The organism is Caballeronia sp. Lep1P3 (genome assembly GCF_022879595.1).
Taxonomy (GTDB): domain Bacteria; phylum Pseudomonadota; class Gammaproteobacteria; order Burkholderiales; family Burkholderiaceae; genus Caballeronia.
In genome coordinates this window covers 72,460-89,122 of the sequence record NZ_CP084265.1, presented here as the reverse complement: position 1 = coordinate 89,122, position 16,663 = coordinate 72,460, and the positions used below count along the sequence as shown (strand labels likewise).

At 65.9% G+C, this 16,663-nt stretch carries 16 protein-coding genes; 10 read left to right on the top strand and 6 right to left on the bottom strand.

Annotation, left to right across the window (positions count from 1 at the left end):
- Positions 1–15 precede the first annotated feature (15 nt).
- Genes LDZ27_RS00385 through LDZ27_RS00355 form a run of 7 tightly spaced genes read left to right on the top strand, consistent with a single transcriptional unit; the run spans position 16 to position 5,335 of the window.
- Positions 16–495: a GspH/FimT family pseudopilin gene (locus LDZ27_RS00385; RefSeq protein WP_244814829.1), complete on the top strand. Its 480-nt coding sequence runs from the start codon at positions 16–18 to the stop codon at positions 493–495.
- Positions 495–890, top strand: a complete 396-nt coding sequence (gene gspI / locus LDZ27_RS00380; protein ID WP_244814828.1) for a type II secretion system minor pseudopilin GspI — start codon at positions 495–497, stop codon at positions 888–890. Before LDZ27_RS00385 ends, gspI begins: the two co-directional genes overlap by 1 nt.
- Positions 868–1,551, top strand: coding sequence for a type II secretion system protein J (locus LDZ27_RS00375; RefSeq protein ID WP_244814827.1), 684 nt, complete (start codon positions 868–870; stop codon positions 1,549–1,551). Before gspI ends, LDZ27_RS00375 begins: the two co-directional genes overlap by 23 nt.
- Positions 1,548–2,663, top strand: coding sequence for a type II secretion system minor pseudopilin GspK (gene gspK / locus LDZ27_RS00370; protein ID WP_244814826.1), 1,116 nt, complete (start codon positions 1,548–1,550; stop codon positions 2,661–2,663). Before LDZ27_RS00375 ends, gspK begins: the two co-directional genes overlap by 4 nt.
- A 31-nt stretch (positions 2,664–2,694) precedes the next feature.
- The gene (gene gspL, locus LDZ27_RS00365) at positions 2,695–4,059 is read left to right on the top strand and encodes a type II secretion system protein GspL (RefSeq protein ID WP_244814825.1); all 1,365 of its coding nucleotides are present in this window, start codon (positions 2,695–2,697) and stop codon (positions 4,057–4,059) included.
- On the top strand, positions 4,056–4,559 hold the full coding sequence (gene gspM, locus LDZ27_RS00360) for a type II secretion system protein GspM (RefSeq protein WP_244814824.1): 504 nt from the start codon (positions 4,056–4,058) through the stop codon (positions 4,557–4,559). Before gspL ends, gspM begins: the two co-directional genes overlap by 4 nt.
- Positions 4,556–5,335: a type II secretion system protein N gene (locus LDZ27_RS00355; RefSeq protein ID WP_244814823.1), complete on the top strand. Its 780-nt coding sequence runs from the start codon at positions 4,556–4,558 to the stop codon at positions 5,333–5,335. Before gspM ends, LDZ27_RS00355 begins: the two co-directional genes overlap by 4 nt.
- A gap of 15 nt (positions 5,336–5,350) precedes the next feature.
- Here the strand turns inward: LDZ27_RS00355 and LDZ27_RS00350 are convergent, their stop codons facing one another.
- Complete coding sequence (locus LDZ27_RS00350; RefSeq protein ID WP_244814822.1) at positions 5,351–6,907, bottom strand: efflux transporter outer membrane subunit; 1,557 nt, start codon at positions 6,905–6,907, stop codon at positions 5,351–5,353.
- A 243-nt stretch (positions 6,908–7,150) separates the two neighbouring features.
- Positions 7,151–7,432: a hypothetical protein gene (locus LDZ27_RS00345; RefSeq protein ID WP_244814821.1), complete on the bottom strand. Its 282-nt coding sequence runs from the start codon at positions 7,430–7,432 to the stop codon at positions 7,151–7,153.
- 184 nt (positions 7,433–7,616) lie between these two features.
- Between LDZ27_RS00345 and LDZ27_RS00340 the strand changes: the two genes are divergently transcribed.
- On the top strand, positions 7,617–8,108 hold the full coding sequence (locus LDZ27_RS00340; RefSeq protein ID WP_244814820.1) for a MarR family winged helix-turn-helix transcriptional regulator: 492 nt from the start codon (positions 7,617–7,619) through the stop codon (positions 8,106–8,108).
- Positions 8,109–8,206: 98 nt separating this feature from the next.
- Positions 8,207–9,769: a DHA2 family efflux MFS transporter permease subunit gene (locus tag LDZ27_RS00335; protein ID WP_244814819.1), complete on the top strand. Its 1,563-nt coding sequence runs from the start codon at positions 8,207–8,209 to the stop codon at positions 9,767–9,769.
- A 10-nt stretch (positions 9,770–9,779) separates the two neighbouring features.
- On the opposite strand, the gene LDZ27_RS00330 is transcribed toward LDZ27_RS00335, so the two are convergent.
- The 4 genes from LDZ27_RS00330 to metK form a co-directional block, all read right to left on the bottom strand.
- Entirely contained in the window at positions 9,780–10,319 is a 540-nt protein-coding gene (locus tag LDZ27_RS00330) for a hypothetical protein (RefSeq protein WP_244814818.1), read from the bottom strand.
- 141 nt (positions 10,320–10,460) lie between these two features.
- A complete protein-coding gene (gshA, locus tag LDZ27_RS00325) occupies positions 10,461–12,080 on the bottom strand; it encodes a glutamate--cysteine ligase (RefSeq protein WP_244814817.1) in 1,620 nt (539 codons plus the stop codon).
- Positions 12,081–12,815: 735 nt separating this feature from the next.
- Positions 12,816–13,922 carry a bifunctional DNA-binding transcriptional regulator/O6-methylguanine-DNA methyltransferase Ada gene (gene ada, locus LDZ27_RS00320; protein ID WP_244814816.1) on the bottom strand — a complete coding sequence of 369 codons (1,107 nt, stop codon included), beginning with the start codon at positions 13,920–13,922 and terminating at the stop codon, positions 12,816–12,818.
- A 373-nt stretch (positions 13,923–14,295) separates the two neighbouring features.
- Positions 14,296–15,483: a methionine adenosyltransferase gene (gene metK / locus LDZ27_RS00315; protein ID WP_244814815.1), complete on the bottom strand. Its 1,188-nt coding sequence runs from the start codon at positions 15,481–15,483 to the stop codon at positions 14,296–14,298.
- A 272-nt stretch (positions 15,484–15,755) separates the two neighbouring features.
- Here metK and LDZ27_RS00310 point away from each other — a divergent pair, with 272 nt between their 5' ends.
- A complete protein-coding gene (locus LDZ27_RS00310; protein ID WP_244814814.1) occupies positions 15,756–16,640 on the top strand; it encodes a lipid A biosynthesis lauroyl acyltransferase in 885 nt (294 codons plus the stop codon).
- The last annotated feature ends 23 nt before the right edge of the window (positions 16,641–16,663 follow it).

Genomic DNA, 16,663 nt, shown 5'->3' with positions numbered 1-16,663 from the left:
AAGGAAAGGGAAGCAATGAAGCACGGCAGGCACAGCGCGGCGCGTCGGAATGCGGGTTTCACGCTGCTCGAAATGCTCGTCGTGCTGGTGATCGCGGGCCTGCTCGTGTCGCTTGCGTCGCTGCAACTCACGCGCAATCCGCGCACCGATCTGAACGAGGAAGCGCAGCGGCTCGCGCTGCTCTTCGAATCCGCGGGCGACGAAGCGCAGGTGCGCGCGCGGCCGATCGCGTGGCAGCCAGTCGACGGCGGCTTTCGCTTCGACATCCGCACGGAGGACGGCTGGCGTCCGCTGCGCGACGATCTCTTGCGCGCGCGCCGCTGGGAAGGCGGCGTGACGGGCGTCTCGATCCACTTTCTCGATTCCGACAAGACGGTGAGCCGGCTCGTGTTCGGCACCGAAGCCATCGACACGCCGATGGAAATCACGCTCGTCTCGGCGGCCGGGCGCGCGACGATCATCGGCGGCGGCAATGGCCGCTTCGAGGTCAGGTGATGCGCGCGCAAGTTACACGACTCGCACAAAGCGGCTTCACGATGATCGAGGTGCTCGTCGCGCTGGCGATCATCGCGGTCGCGCTCGCCGCGTCGCTGCGCGCGGTCGGGTCGATGGCGACGAGCGAAGCGGACCTGCATCGCCGCCTGCTTGCGGGCTGGAGCGCGGACAACGAACTCGCGCAGATCCGTCTCGCGCACCTCTTTCCGGACATCGGCTCGCGCACGTTCGACTGCTCGCAGGGCAACCTGAAGCTCGTCTGCACGGAGCGCGTCTCCGCTACGCCGAACCCGATTTTCCGGCGCGTCGAGATGTTCGTGACGATGCCCGGCCGCACCGGGTATCTCGCGCAAATGGTCACGGTGGTGGCGAATGAAACCAGTCGCTCGCTCTGAGGCCCGGCGCGCGGCGCGGCGGCAGCGCGGTTTCACGCTGCTGGAAATGCTGATCGCCATCGCGATTCTCGCGGTCATCGCCGTGCTGTCGTGGCGCGGCCTCGATCAGATCATCCGTGGCCGCGCGACCATCACGAACGCGATGGAAGACGAACGCGTGGTCGCGCAATTGTTCGACCAGATGCGCATCGACGCGCGCCAGGCCGCCACCGACGACGAAGCCGGCCAGCCGGCCGTATCGCTCGGCAACGGCTCGCTGCAGATCGTGCGCGGTGTGTTCGCCCCCGCGACGGCGCCGCGCCTGCAGGTCGTGCGCTATCGGCTGTCGAACGGGCGCATCGTGCGATACGCGTCGCCGCCGCTCGACAATGTCGGCGAAGTGCGGCGCGCGCTGTCATCGGGCGATGCCGCCGATGGCTGGAGCGCCGTGCCGTTGATGGGCGGCGTCGGCTCGCTGGCGACGCGTGTCTATATTCCGCAGAAAGGCTGGACGACGCGCATGGCCGACGTGTTCACGCAAATCAACCAGAACGACAACAACCTGAAGGTGCCGCAGCTCGGCAACGCGCCGCTCGCGCGCGCCGTGTCGGGCATTCAGGTGGCGGTCGGCGCGCAGAACCTGCGCGTGCCGATCACGCGCGTGTTTCTCGTCGGAGAATGAAGATGCGTGCATCGGGCGGAAGCGTGAGGCAACGCGGCGTCGCGATCATCAGCGCGCTCATGGTGGTCGCGTTGTCCGCGATTCTCGTGTCGGGCATGCTGTGGCGCCAGCAGGTGCAAGTGCGACGCATCGAGAACCAGCGGCTGCTCGCGCAGGCGCAATGGATTTCGCGCAGCGCGCTCGACTGGACGCGCCTCATTTTGCGTTCCGAAGCCGATACGTCGCCGACCGTCACGTATCTCGGCGGCGTGTGGGGCGTGCCGATCGCGAAGACGAAGCTCTCCGATTTCCTCGGGCAGATCGGCGAGGTGCGCGCGCAGGAAGGCGCATCGACGTATTTGTCCGGCTCGATCGAGGACGCACAGGCGAAGTTCAACCTGCGCAATCTGGTCGCGACGCCGACGCCCGGCGTGCTGACGATCAACGTCGAGCAGATTCAGGCGTTCCAGCGGCTTCTGACGATGCTCGGCCTGAACGGAGCGCTCGCGAAGACGGTCGCCTTGCAGATGCGCGCCGGCCTCTCGCGCTCCGCGACGCGTTTCCAGACGCAGACGGGCAACGGCGCGAGTCTCGCCACGACGCCGGAAGAGACGATGGCGGCCATCGCGCAGGGCGGCGGCGGCGCGGGCGGCGGCAATTTCACCGATGATCCCGGCCTGAAAGACGCCGATAACGACGCGCCGGTCGCGCCGCTGCAGATGATCAGCGTGGACTCGCTGCTCGACGTGCCGGGTTTTTCGGCGGAAGCCGTCGCGAAGCTGCGCCCGTTCGTGACCGTCCTGCCGACGACGACCGCCGTCAACATGAACACCGCGCCCGCCGAAGTGGTCGCGGCCGTCGTGCCGGGCATGAGTCTTTCGCAGGCGCAGGCGTTCGTGGCGCGGCGCGAGACGGTGTTCTTCCACGACGCCGGCAACGTGCAACTCGCGCTCACCGGCGCGGGCGTGCGCTCGACGTCGATCGATACGAGCGAACTCGACGTCACGACGCGCTATTTCGTAATTCACGGACGCGTCGAGCATGAGCGCGCGCAACTCGAGCGCACGACGCTCGTCTATCGCGATCCGACGACGCATACCACGCGCATCGTCTATACGCGCGACGCGCTCTGACGACGATGTCACTGACAAAAGGAAGTGGCCTTTGAGCACACTGATCGTTCTACTACCGCCGCGCGATCCCGCGGTGCGCTCGCAGGAGTGGCATCTGCCGGATCTGCCGTTCCTGCTGCTCGACAAGCGCGGCGAGACGCAGCGCACCGGCCGCGCCGCGCTCGGGCTTCTGCCGCGCGCCAACGCGACCGTGCTGATCGTCGCGGCCCGCGATGCGCTGCTGCTCGCCGCCGCACTGCCGCCGCTAAAAGGGCCGAGGCTGCGCCAGGCGCTGCCGAACGTCGTCGAGGACCAGTTGATCCAGGACCCGCAGACGTGTCACATCGCCGTCGATCCGATTGCGCTCGGCGATGGACGGCGCGTGGTCGCGGTGATCGATCGCGGATGGTTCCGCTTCGTCTGCGATGCGTTCGTGAGCGCGGGACATCGCAATCTGAAGGCGGTGCCAGCGATGCGCTGCCTGCCGGTTCCCGTCATCGGAGCGCCTGAAGCCGCTGAAGCGCAGGAAGCCGCAGAAGCGACCGAAGCGCCGCCCGCGCCGTTCATCGCGGGATTGCTCGGCCATGTCGTGTCGACGGCGCCCGCGCTCATCGGCGGGCTCGAGGCGGCGGCGCCGGCCCCGACGCTCGCCGCCGCGAACGGCGCGCGCTTCGAAATCGCGATTGCGCGCGGCGAACGCGCGGCCTTGGGCGAAGGCCTCGCCCTGCCCGCCGATTCCATCGCGCCGACGCTCGAAGCGCTCGCGGGCGATCAACCGCTCGCGCTTTACTCGCTCGTCGATCTTCCGGGCGACGAACCGCGCCTCGCGGCATCGCGCAAAGACGCGGCGGTCGCGTTCGCCGAGCCGCTTCCGTTCGAAGCCCTCGCGCGCAACGCGCTCGCGAGCCGTTTCGACCTCTGCCAGTTCGAATTCGCCGCGCAACCGTGGCGGCTCGACCGCGCGACGATGCGCCGTCTGCGTGTGCCGATCGCGCTCGTGGCGGCGTCGGTGATCGTCTCGATTATCGGGATCAACGTGCAATGGCTTCAGCTCGCACGCCTGCGCGACGCCAACAATGCGCAGATGACCGAACTGCTGCTCAACGCGTTCCCGAAGACGACGGCCGTCCTCGACGCGCCCGACCAGATGGCGCGCAATCTCGAACGTCTGCGCGTGGCGTCGGGCGAGCTGTCGCCGTCGGACTTTCTTTCGCTGGCCGACGGCCTCGCGCGCTCGCTCGGTCCGGTGCCGGTGAACGGCATCGCCGGACTGGACTATCGCGACCGTCGTCTCGAAGTCACTTTCAAGCCGGAAACCAAGGTCGATCCCGATCTCGCCAAGCGCCTCGCGGCGAACGGACTGAACGGCGCCATCGACACCAACACGGGCAAATGGACGATCAGGAGCGGCCGATGAAAGCGCAGATCGCATCAACGCTTTCCGAGTTCTGGGAAGCGCGCACGCCGCGCGAAAAGACGCTGCTGATGTGGGGCGGCCTGCTGCTCGGCATCGCGCTCGTTTATCTCGTGCTGTGGGCGCCCGCCTACGAAGGCCGCGCGCGCCTGCGCGAGACCTTGCCGACGATGCAGCGCCAGCTCGCGACGATGAACGCGCAGGCGATGGAAGCGCGCTCGCTTGCCGGAAGCGCCGAAGGCGCGACGCCGACGGGCGGCGCGTTGCGCGATGCGCTCGCGAAGTCGCTCGCGGACAACGGCATGCAGCCGACGCAGATTCAGGTGATCGGCGCGGCCGTGCAGATTCAGTTGAAGAACGCGTCCTTTCCGAACTGGACGATGTGGCTCGACGACGCGCGCAAGCAGTTCAAGGTGCAGGTGTCCGAGGCGCACGTCACGGCGCTGAAGCCGGACGGTCAGGTCGATCTGACGGCATCGCTGCAACCGGCCGGGGTGAAATGAGCTATTGGACTCGCCGACTCCGGCTCGCGCTGCCGGGGCTTGTCGTGGCGGTGCTATCGGTCGCGGGAACGCTTCTCGTGATGCTGCCCGCCGCGTGGATCACGCCGCAGTTCGCGAAGGCGACCGGCGGCCACGTCGATCTCGCCGAGCCTTCCGGCTCGCTGTGGAACGGCTCGGCGACATTGACGCTCGCCGCCGGCAGCGATCCCTCCGGCGCGACGCTGTTGCCGGGGCGCATCGAGTGGACGACGTCGTTCTGGCCGCTCTTCACGGGCCGCCTGCACATGACGATGCGTCAGACCGAAGCCATGCCGGACGCCGTGATCGTCGATGCGACGCGGCGCGGCGCGACGCTTTCGCCGGGCGCGATTGCGGTGCCCGCGACGCTGCTCGCCGGTCTCGGCGCGCCCTTCAACACGCTCAACTTCGATGGCACGGTGCGGCTTTCGTGGACCGAAATGCGCGTGCTCGGACGAAACGCCTACGGTCAGTTCGTCGTCACGCTCGACGACATGGCGTCCCGCGTGTCGCGCGTGAAGCCACTCGGTTCGTATCGCGTCGCGTTGCAGGCGCAGGGGCCGTCCGCGACCATCGATCTTTCGACGAGCAAAGGTCCGCTGATTTTGACGGGCAATGGCGTGGTCTCCCAGGAAGCGACCACGTTCGAAGGGACCGCGAAGGCGGACCCGGAGCAGCGCGAGAATCTCGCGGGTCTGCTGAACCTGCTCGGGCGGCATACCGACCCGGATACCGTCGCGCTGACGTTCGCGCGGTGAGAGGCGGCGGCTCGGTCAGCCGCCGGCCGCCGCCGTTCCGGTCGACGAAGCCGCAGCCGGCGCTTGAACGCCGCCCGCCTCGCGATCCATCTGCGCGGCATCCCAGCCGCCGCCCAGCGCCTTCACCAGCCCGACCGACGACACCATCCGCTGCCCCGCGATATTCGCGAGCTTTTGCTGCGCGGTGAACGCGGTCGTCTGCGCGGTCAGCACGTTGATGAACGCAACTGTTCCCGCCTTGTACTGATTGTTGATGATCGCGAGCGCCTGCTGCGCGGATTCGACCGCCTGCTGCTGCACGACGATCTCCTGCTCCAGAATGCGCTGCGAGGCCAGATTGTCTTCGACGTCCTGGAACGCGGTCAGCACCGTCTGCCGATACGTCGCGACGCTCTGGTCGTATACGGCGCGCGCGGCCTCCGTGCGGGCGGCGCGCAGACCGCCGTCGAAGAGCGTCGCGGCGAGATCGGGGCCGAGCGTCCAGAAACGCGACGGCGCGCGCAGCAATTGCGACAGCACCGAACTCTCGAAGCCGCCCTGCGCCGACAGCGTCAGCGACGGAAAGTACGCCGCGATCTCGATGCCGATCTGCTCGTTCGCCGCCGCCGCCTTGCGCTCGGCCGAAGCGACATCCGGACGCCGCTCCAGAATCGCCGACGGCATCGCGGCGGGCACGGTCGGCGGCGTGGCGTCGAGCGGAATCGCGGGAATCGAGAACGTCGACGCCGGCTCGCCGATCAGCACCGCAATCGCGTGTTCGTACTGCGCGCGCGCGACGCCGTTGTCGATGGCGGTGGCCTGCGCCGACTGCAACTGCGTCTGCGCCTGAATCACGTCCGAACGCGCGACGATGCCTTGCGCGTACTGATTCTGCGTGAGCTTCAGCGATTGCTGATAAGCGGCGACGGTTTCATCCAGCAGCTTTTGCTGCGCGTCGAGCGAGCGAAGCTGGAAGTAGTCTTGCGCGAGTGTCGCCTGCGCGGAAAGACGCGCGTTGGCGAGATCGGCTGCGGCGCCCTGCTGCCCGGCCTTCTGCGCGTTCACCGTCCGGCCGATGCTGCCCCACAGGTCTGGCTCCCACGTCGCGTCGAGCGCCACGTTGAAGTCGTTGCTGACCGTGCTGCGGTTGGTGAATGCGGTAGTCGTCGTGCGGCTGCTTGCGCCGGAGCCGGCACGCGATGCGGAAGCCGACGCGCCGATGGTCGGGAAATACGACGCCCGTGCCTCGCCGACGAGCGCGCGCGCCTGCCGGTACGCCGCCGCATACTGCGCGATGCTCTGGTTGGATGCGTTCAGACGCGTCTCCAGATCGTTCAGGCGCGTGTCCGCGTAGATCGTCCACCAGTCGCCGCGATCGAACTGGTCGGCGGGCTGCGCCACCTTCCAGCCTTCCGGCGCTTCTTTGTAGGCGGCCGGCACTGGCGTGGACGGACGCTGGTAGTTCGGGCCGACCGCGCAGCCCGCGACGGACAGCGCGCACGCTGCGGCAATCGCGATGGCGCTCAGACGGCGCGCTGTGCGGGAAGCGCCGCGAATAACGGGCGTGGGAAAAGCGGCGGGACGGTACGGCATCTGCTTGTCGGGAATCCTGTCGGCGGCGGTTCGTGCGGTAGGTACGGCGTGGCGAACGCGGTCAGCCGAGATAGTAACGGAACGCCCGCGTGGTTGAGTGAGCGGCATCGGCGCTTCGGCGCGGGCGTCGGGCAGACGTTAGGGTAACGGCTCGACCGTAAGGCGGGTGTTACGCGGCGGCGGGAATCGGTTACGGCGCGTTACTTCGGGATGATCGCCCGCGCAGGCCGGCGATGACGCGACTCAGCGGCCGGTGGACGAACAGGGCGCGGGCAGCAGACCGCGCGCAGAGGCGCTCTCCTGCTTGGCGGGCGCCGCGCCTTTGCGCTTTTGCCGCTTTTGCCGGTTTTCGAACCAGCCCATCGCCAGCACCGCGAACGAGCCGCCCGGCAGCAGGAACACGATCAAATACAACGCGAGCTTCCACGAAGTCAGCTTCGACGGAACGAAGTGACGGGAGGCGTTGGCAATCGTGCTTCTGACGTGGCCGAAGCGTCGGCGGGCGGTGCGGGCGAAGCGGGTCATCGGTGGGTCCTTGGGGCGTCGTCTCGACGACGCGGCTGGCGTTAAAACATGGTCTCGGGCGGCGCGTCGTGCGCATAACTCGTTGCATAGAATAATATTGACTATGCAAGCAGTTTTCAAGATACTGCCGATTGCTTTTTGTGGAAATGTTGTTTCGCGGCACGCCGCGCCGACGCCAAACCGAATGGACAGCGAACCGCTCTACGACCCCGCCACGATCCGGCTCGAAACGAGTCTGGGCTACCACCTCGCGAAGGCGCGCAACGTGCTCGTCGCGCGCACGGACCAGGCGCTCAAGCCGCTGGATCTGACGTCGCAGCAAATCGGCGTGATTCTGTCGCTGGCGTCGGGGCGCGCGCGCACGCCGCTCGAGCTGTCGCGGGAGATGTCGTATGACAGCGGCTCGATGACGCGCATGCTCGACCGGCTCGAGAAGAAAGGCTTCGTTACGCGAACGCGCAGCGACGCGGACCGGCGCATCGTGGAGCTTCGGCTGACCGAGCGCGGGCACGACGCCGCCGCGCGGCTGCCGGCCATCGGCGCGGCGGTGCTGAACGACCAATTGCACGGATTCAGCCGCGCCGAACTCGATCTGCTGATCGCGATGCTCGCGCGCATCGTCGGCAATTCGCCGATGGACGCTGTCGCGGGCTGCGGTCTCGACGACATCGAATAGCACGAACGACCGACTGCATGCCGGCATCGGTTGCTCATTTCACTGTCTGGGCAGAGAATGCCGCGACACTCAAATCAAAGCGCTGGAGCATAATAACAATGTCGACGACCGCGACCACCGAACACGCTGCCCCGCCCGCCCCGACTCCGCTCGTGGGCGGCGTTCTCGCCCTCCTGACGATGGGCCTCGCGCTCGGCACTTTCATGGAAGTGTTGGACACGTCGATTGCCAACGTCGCCGTGCCGACGATTTCCGGCAGTCTCGGCGTCGCGACGAGCGAAGGCACATGGGTCATTTCGTCGTATTCGGTGGCGTCGGCGATTGCGGTGCCGTTGACCGGCTGGCTCGCGCGGCGCGTCGGCGAGGTAAAACTTTTCACTATTTCCGTGCTGCTGTTTTCGGTCGCATCGGCGCTTTGCGGCTTCGCGCACAACTTCGAGTCGCTGATCGCGTTCCGGCTGTTGCAAGGCCTCGTTTCCGGTCCGATGGTTCCGCTGTCACAAACCATCCTCATGCGCAGCTATCCGCCGGAAAAGCGCGGGCTCGCGCTTGGTCTCTGGGCGATGACCGTCATCGTCGCGCCGATCTTCGGCCCGGTGATGGGCGGCTACATCACCGATAACTACACGTGGCCGTGGATTTTCTATATCAACGTGCCGATTGGCGTGCTGTCCGCGGCCATCGCGTACTTCGTCCTGCGCGGCCACGAGACGAAGACCACGAAGCAGCGCATCGATGGCGTCGGCCTCACGCTGCTCGTGATCGGCGTGTCGAGCCTCCAGATGATGCTCGACCTCGGAAAGGACCGCGACTGGTTCAGCTCCACCTTCATCGTGACGCTCGCGATCGTCGCGGCCATTTCGCTCGCGTTCATGTTCGCGTGGGAAATCACGGAGAAGGAGCCGGTCATCGACCTCTCGCTTTTCCGCGACCGCAATTTCGCGATGGGCGTGCTCATCACGTCGCTCGGCTTTCTCGCGTTCTTCGGGTCGGTCGTGGTGCTGCCGCTGTGGTTGCAGACCGTGCTCGGCTACACACCGTGGCTCGCCGGGCTCGCGACGGCGCCCGTCGGCATTCTCGCGCTCGTGCTCTCGCCGATGATCGGGCAGAACATGCATCGCATGAACTTGCGCGTGGTCGCGAGCTTCGCGTTCATCGTGTTCGCGTTCGTGTCCTACTGGAACTCGACGTTCACGCTCGATACGCCGTTTCACCAGATCGTGTATCCGCGGCTGATTCAGGGCATCGGCGTCGCGTGCTTTTTCGTGCCGATGACGACGATCACGCTATCCAGCGTCTCCGACGACCGGCTCGCGGGCGCGGCGGGGTTGTCGAACTTTCTGCGCACGCTATCCGGCGCGATCGGCACGGCGGTCAGCACGACGTTCTGGGAAAACGACATGATCCGGCATCACGCGGTACTCACCGAATCCGTGACCGCTTATTCGCAAGGCACGACCGCTTACTCGGACCTGCTTTCCAGTCTGGGCCTGTCCGGGCAGGCGCTGAGCGCGCAGATGGAGCGCGTCGTGGCGGCGCAGGCGTACATGATGTCGACGAACGACTTCTTCCGCATTTCGTTCTATGCGTTTCTCGTGCTTGCCGCGATGGTGTGGCTGACGCGTCCGAAAAAGGGCGCGTCGGCCTCGATGGGTCACTGACGCACGCGCGTCATTGCGGATCGAGCGGCGTGACGGACTGCGCCGGCTGGCTGTCGAGATTGAGCGGAATGGCCTGCGGCGGCTGCGGCTGTGGCTGCGCTTGTGGCTGAACAGGCGCGGGCGACTGCACCGCTTGCGGCGTCGCGCTCACCGGCCGCGACGAGCCGTTGCGCACGAACTGCTTGAAGTCCGCGCCCGCCTGCCACGGATTCGGTTCGCAGCCGAGCGGACTGTCGCAGTGCGCCGCGAAGCCGATCGTCGCGGTGCCTTCGTTGCTCGGCGTCTTCGTGATCTGATAGGCGAGCGCGCGCTTGCCGCTCGACGGGCCGCTCGTCTGGATGATCGAATCGGTGATGGCCTGCAGCTTGTACTCGGAATGGTTCGTGACCCACACCTGCGCGCGCGCCCACCACGCGTCGCATTCGAGCTTGCTCATGCAGGTGAGCGGCGCGGTGGCTTGTTCCATCACCTGGCTGCTGACCTGCGTTTCCGTCGCGCAGCCTGCGATCAATGCGAGCGACGCAGCCGCGCCGATGAGTCGATAGTTCATCGCATCCCCGTTAGTCGATAAAACGCCGATGTTCGACCGGCCGCAACTGGCCATGTTCTGCGCGTTGCCCTCTGTTGCAAAACGCGTATTTCTTGCCGGCGATACGACACGAGCGCCGGAACATTTTGCCGTGCCGCCGTGTCAAGCGCCGACGCGCGTCAGCTTGTAGTCGCGATACTCGGCGACGAAGGCGTCGAACGGTTCGGTGTCCGCACGCTCGATGGCGACCTGATCGGCCCACGATTTCGCCGCGAGCGCTTCCATTTCGCGCGCTTCGTCGGGCGGCAGCGGACGGTCGCGGAAATATTGCGCGTGCTGGCGGCTCAGGTCCAGCGCGAATGCGTCGAACGATTGCTGCTTGTCGCGCATCGTCTGGAGCACGCGCGCCGACGGCGTTAGCGACGCGTCCGCCAGGCGCGGGCGAAGCGCGGCGAGCGTGCGCGTGTGGTCGTCGTTGCCGCAGAGCGCGTCGAGCGTGGCCGCGACCGGCTCGATGGCTTCGAACAGTTCGTTGGCCCATTGCTGCATCGGCACGGGCGCGCCATCGCGCTGAAGCATGAGATTCGGCTTGCGACCTTCTTTTGCGATTGCGCTGAAGTTGTCGTTGGCTTCGACGCTCGCCTCGCGCGGCAAAAGCGGGCTGTCTTCCAGCGCGCAGTACAGCAGATACGCGTCCAGAAAGCGCGCGGTTTCGAGCGCGAGTCCGGCGGGCGCGAACGGATCGATGTCGAGGCAGCGCACTTCGATGTACTGCACGCCGCGCTCGGCGAGCGCATGCAGCGGCCGCTCGCCGGAACGCGTGACGCGCTTCGGGCGGATGGTCGAATAGAACTCGTTTTCGATCTGCAGCACGTTGGTGTTGATCTGCACCCACTCGCCGTCGCGCTGCGTGCCGATGGCTTCGTAAGGCGCATACGGCTGGCTCACGGCTTTGGCGAGCACGTCGAGATAGGCGTCGAGATTGTCATAGCTCGGCAGCAGGTCGGCCTGCGCGGGATTGTTCGTGTAGCCGAGATCGCTCATGCGCAGGCTCGTGGCGTGCGGCAGATAAAGCGTGTCGGCGTCGAACGTTTCGAGCTGATGCGGCTTGCCGTCGACGAAACGCTTGTTGAGCGCCGGCGACGCCCCGAACAGATACATCAGAAGCCAGCTCGTGCGGCGGAAGTTGCGGATCAGCGCGAAGTAACGCTCCGAGCGGAAGTCCTGCGCCGACAGCGCGCTGCCGGGATCGAGCGACTGCCACGCGCGCCACACGGTCTCGTCGAGCGAATAGTTGTAATGGATGCCCGCGATGCATTGCATCGTGCGGCCATAGCGCAGCGAAAGCCCGCTGCGATAGACGTGCTTCAGCTTGCCGATGTTCGACGTGCCGTAAAGCCCGAGCGGAATCTCGTCGTCGGGCGGCAGCGCGTTGGGCATCGAGTTGTTCCACAGCAACTCGTCGCCGAGATGCGCGTAAGCGAAACGATGAATCGCGTCGAGCCGTTCGAGCGCGCGCGCGGGGTCGGCTTCGGTCGGCGTGATGAGTTCGATGAGCGCTTCGGAGTAGTCCGTTGTGATAAGCGGATGCGTCAGCGCCGATCCGAATGACCGCGGATGCGGCGTCATCGCGAGCTTGCCGTCCGGGCTCACGCGCAGGCTTTCTTTTTCGATGCCGCGCAAGCCTTGGCGCAACGCGTCGGCGTGCGGGCCGGACGCGAGCGCGGCAAGCCTGCGCCGATAGGCGCGGGCTGCGGGGTGAGCGGGATTTTCGTTTGCCATTGAAGCGTTATGCGAAGAGCGCGAGCAACTCACGCCCGGTCATTTTTTCGGGTAGCGGGCACTTTAACATCTCGGTGTGGCGCGTGCTTGAGGCGAAGCCAGGCAAGGATTTGCGCGTTTTGCGACGCGTCGGGCGGGGTGTTTGGGGGCGCGAAATGGGGTGTGTGCGTTGGGGTGAGGGCGGGCGTTTCGGGAGTGGGCGGTGGTTGGGTGGCGCCGTTGGTCTGGGCGGCTCACAGACGCGTTGGACGCGCTCTTCGGGTCCAGAAAGAATGCTGGCGTCGGTCCGGCCGCTGGCGATTCGCGATCAGGACGGTGCTTACGCAGTGCTTGGATAGCGCTGTCGGTCTGGGCGGCTCACAGACGCGTTGGACGCGCTTTTTGGGCGCAGAAAGGATGCGGGCATCGGTCCGACCGCTGGCGATTCGCGATCAGGACGGCGCTTACGCAGTGCTTGGGTGGCGCTGTTGGTCTGGGCGGTTCACAGGCGCGTTGGACGCGCTCTTCGGGCGCAGAAAGGATGCGGGCATCGGTCCGACCGCTGGCGATTCGCGATCAGGACGGCGCTGCCGGTCTAGCGCGCGTCGTAGGCGGGCTGGACACGCTGGTCCAACGCAGGAGCGACCGGGGCATGAATGACATCCTCGTTCAGCAAGGCGCACGAGTCGCCCTCGCACACAAAACGACGCCCGCGCGCCTATCCGACGCCGAGCGTTTCCGCGATGCGCCCTACGCTCACGCCGCGTCACCCGTCTCGCTGCGCGCGCGCTCCGAGTCCAGCAGCGCTTCCTTGCGCGACACGCCCCAGCGATAGCCGGCAATCGCGCCGTCCTTGCCGATCACGCGATGACACGGAATCGCCAGCGCGACCGGATTCGACCCGCACGCATTCGCCACCGCCCGCACCGCGCCCGGCGTCCCGACCGACGCGGCGATCTCCGTATAGCTGCGCGTCTGACCGTAGGGAATCCGCCGCAGCGCGTCCCACACGCGGCGCTGAAACGCGGTCGCGCCGATGTCGAGCGGCAAGTCGAGCTGTTCCCGCGTGCCTTGCAGATAAGCGCGAATCCGCGCGATGAACGGCTCCATCCGCGCGCCGTCTTCGACGCGTTCCGCCTGCGAGAAATCCGCCGCGAGTTGATCGACGAGCGTTGCGGCGTCGTCGCCGAACGCGATCTTGCAGACGCCCTTGTCCGTCGCCGCCACGAGCGCCGCGCCGAGCGGCGTGGCGGCCGTGGCGAAGCGCACCGTCAGCCCCGCGCCCTTGCGACGATACGCGGACGGCGTCATGCCCAGATCGGCGGGCGCGGCCTCGTACATCCGCGATGGCGAGCCGAAGCCGGCGTCGTGTGTCGCGCGTGTCACGTCGTGGCCGCGCTGCAAGGCATCGCGAAGGACGTCCGCGCGCCGGGCGGCCTGATACTGACGCGGCGAAACGCCGACGATCCGCGAAAAAACTCTTTGCAGATGAAACGGGCTGACGTGGACGGCATCGCTCAGTTGCGCGAGCGTCATGCGCTCATGCGGATCGGCGTCGAGGACCTTGCAGGCGCGCTCGACGATCGCGAGTTCGCGCGGCAGGCTCGTCGGCTGGCAGCGCTTGCACGGGCGATAACCGGCGGCGGCGGCTTCGTCGGTCGTCGCGAAAAACGTCACGTTCTCGCGACGCGGTGCCCGCGACGCGCACGACGGACGGCAGAACACGCCGGTCGTGCGGACGGCGAAGAAGAAGGCGCCATCGGCGCCCGCGTCGCGGCCGGCGACAGCCTGCCAGCGGCTTTCGTCGGATTCGTAGCGACGGTTGAGGGAATCGTGGAAGACGATGCTGGACGGGCAATTCATGATGACCTCGGCGGCTTTGGGGTACGCATCGACTGTAGAGCCGCGTCCACGAGGTTACGCGCCGTTTCTTGCGCTGTCATTGGCCGGCTGACCCGCGTTGCATCCGCGCTTGCGACAAAAAGTGACGCGCAGATGCCACACTTCGACGCCATAGGGGTTTTTACTAAAAATTCTATTGCGTCGCATCAACCCGCTGTGTATGATTGGAACTGTCTCCTCCATGTCTCCTCCTGATATGGATTCAGCCCGCCAACTAGGCGGGCTTTTTTTTGGCTTTTTTCCGGCGCTTCTGTCGCACGCGCCCGGCGCGGATGGCGAAAAAAAAACGGCAGGCGCAAGGCCTGCCGTTTCGCTGCTGCCGAATCGCCGCAGGTTACGCCACGCGCACCACCGGTTCGGTGCCTGCCGCTTCCGCGAGCAACAGCGCCTTGTCCGCCGCTTCCCACGAAAATTCCGGCTCTTCGCGACCGAAGTGGCCGTATGCCGCCGACTTTTCGTAGATTGGGCGCAGCAGGTCGAGCATCTGAATGATGCCCTTCGGACGCAAGTCGAAGTGTTCCAGCACGAGCTTCGTGATTTCCGCATCCGACACGCGGCCCGTGCCGAAGGTGTTGACCATCACCGAGGTCGGGCGCGCCACGCCGATCGCATACGAAACCTGAATCAGGCAGCGCGATGCCAGACCCGCCGCCACCACGTTTTTCGCGACGTAACGGCCCGCGTAAGCGGCCGAGCGGTCGACCTTCGACGGATCCTTGCCCGAAAATGCGCCGCCGCCGTGCGGAGCCGCGCCGCCGTAGGTATCGACGATGATCTTGCGGCCCGTCAGACCGCAATCGCCTTGCGGGCCGCCGATCACGAACCGGCCGGTCGGATTCACGAGGAACTTGATGTCGCCCTTGATGAGTTCCTTCGGCAGCGTCGGCTTGATGACCTCTTCGATCACCGCTTCGCGCAGTTGCGGCAACTCGATGTCCGGCGCGTGCTGCGTCGAAAGCACCACGGTGTCGATGGAGTGCGGCTTGCCGTCGACATAACGCACGGTGACTTGCGACTTCGCATCCGGACGCAGCCACGGCAGGCGGCCATCGCGGCGCAGGTTCGCCTGACGCTCGACGAGGCGGTGCGACAGGTGGATCGGCAGCGGCATCAGTTCGGGCGTTTCATCGCACGCGTAGCCGAACATCAGGCCCTGGTCGCCCGCGCCCTGATCCAGATTGTCGTCGTGCGCCTTGTTCACGCCTTGCGCGATATCCGGCGATTGCTTGTCATACGCGACGAGCACCGCGCAGCCGCGATAGTCGATGCCGTAATCGGTGTTGTCGTAGCCGATGCGCTTGATGGTGTCGCGCGCGATCTGGATGTAATCGACGTTCGCGCTGGTCGTGATTTCGCCTGCGAGGACGACGAGACCGGTATTGCAGAGGGTTTCGGCAGCGACGCGCGAGTATTTGTCCTGAGACAGGATGGCGTCGAGAATGGCGTCGGAGATTTGGTCGGCGACCTTGTCCGGGTGGCCTTCGGAAACGGATTCGGAAGTAAAGAGGTAGTCGTGCGACACGCTTCAGACTCCTTTGAGTACGGTTGAAATTCACGTAGCCGACTTCGTGGGAGTCTGAAGCGGCGACGCTTTAGCGGATGTCCTTTTCCGGCACGCAGCCGATGCATGCATCGAGCTTCTAGCCGGCTTCGCCCCGCAAGTTGTCCATTAACTCGGCGAAGGTTTTATTATACCGGTTTTCCCTTGTATCAAAGAGCCGAACGCTTGCAGCCATTCGTCCCGCGCCAATATTCCGCTCGCAGCGGCCGCCTTTCTGTTCGCTGGAGCACATCGTGTTAGGGCGTATCGGGATTGCATTCGCCATCGGCTTTCTCAAATTTCTGGCCGTCATTCCATATGGCATCACCGCGCGTTTCGGCGATGGCCTCGGCTGGCTGCTCTATCAGATTCCGAGCCGCCGAAAGCGCATCGTTCATACGAATCTAAAGCTCTGTTTCCCCGAGTGGTCGCCCGAGCGCCGCGAAGACGTCGCGCAGAAGCACTTCCGGCACGCGATCCGCAGTTATGTCGAGCGCAGCGTGCAATGGTTCGGCTCGGCGAAGAAGCTCGAAAAGCTGATCCAATTGGACAGCGCCGTCGATCTCACCGACCCGAATCTTCCGCCGACGCTCTTTCTCGGCTTCCACTTCGTCGGCATCGAGGCGGGATCGATCTTTCTCAATTACTCGCTGCATCGGCAGTGCGGATCGCTTTATCAGCCGTTTTCGAATCCGCAGATCGAGGAAGTCGCGAAAACGCAGCGCGCGCGCTTCGGCGCGGACATGGCGAGCCGCGCGGACAGCGCACGCGTCGTGCTGCGCTGGCTGCGCGACCGCAAGCCCGTGATGCTCGGCGCCGACATGGACTACGGCATGCGCAATTCGACCTTCGTGCCCTTCTTCGGCATCCAGACATGCACGCTGACGGCCGTCGGCCGGCTCGCGAAGACGGGCAAGGCGCAAGTGGTGCCATTCATCGGCGAAGTGCTGCCGAACTACAAGGGTTATCGGCTGAAGATTTTCGAGCCGTGGGACAACTACCCGACCGGCGACGACGAGGCCGACGCGCGCCGCATGAACGCCTTCCTCGAAGAGCAGATTCCGCGCATCCCGGAACAGTATTACTGGGTTCACAAGCGCTTCAAGACGCGGCCGCCGGGCGAGGCGAGTTTCTACTGAGCCGCAAGCGGCGCGAAACGTCG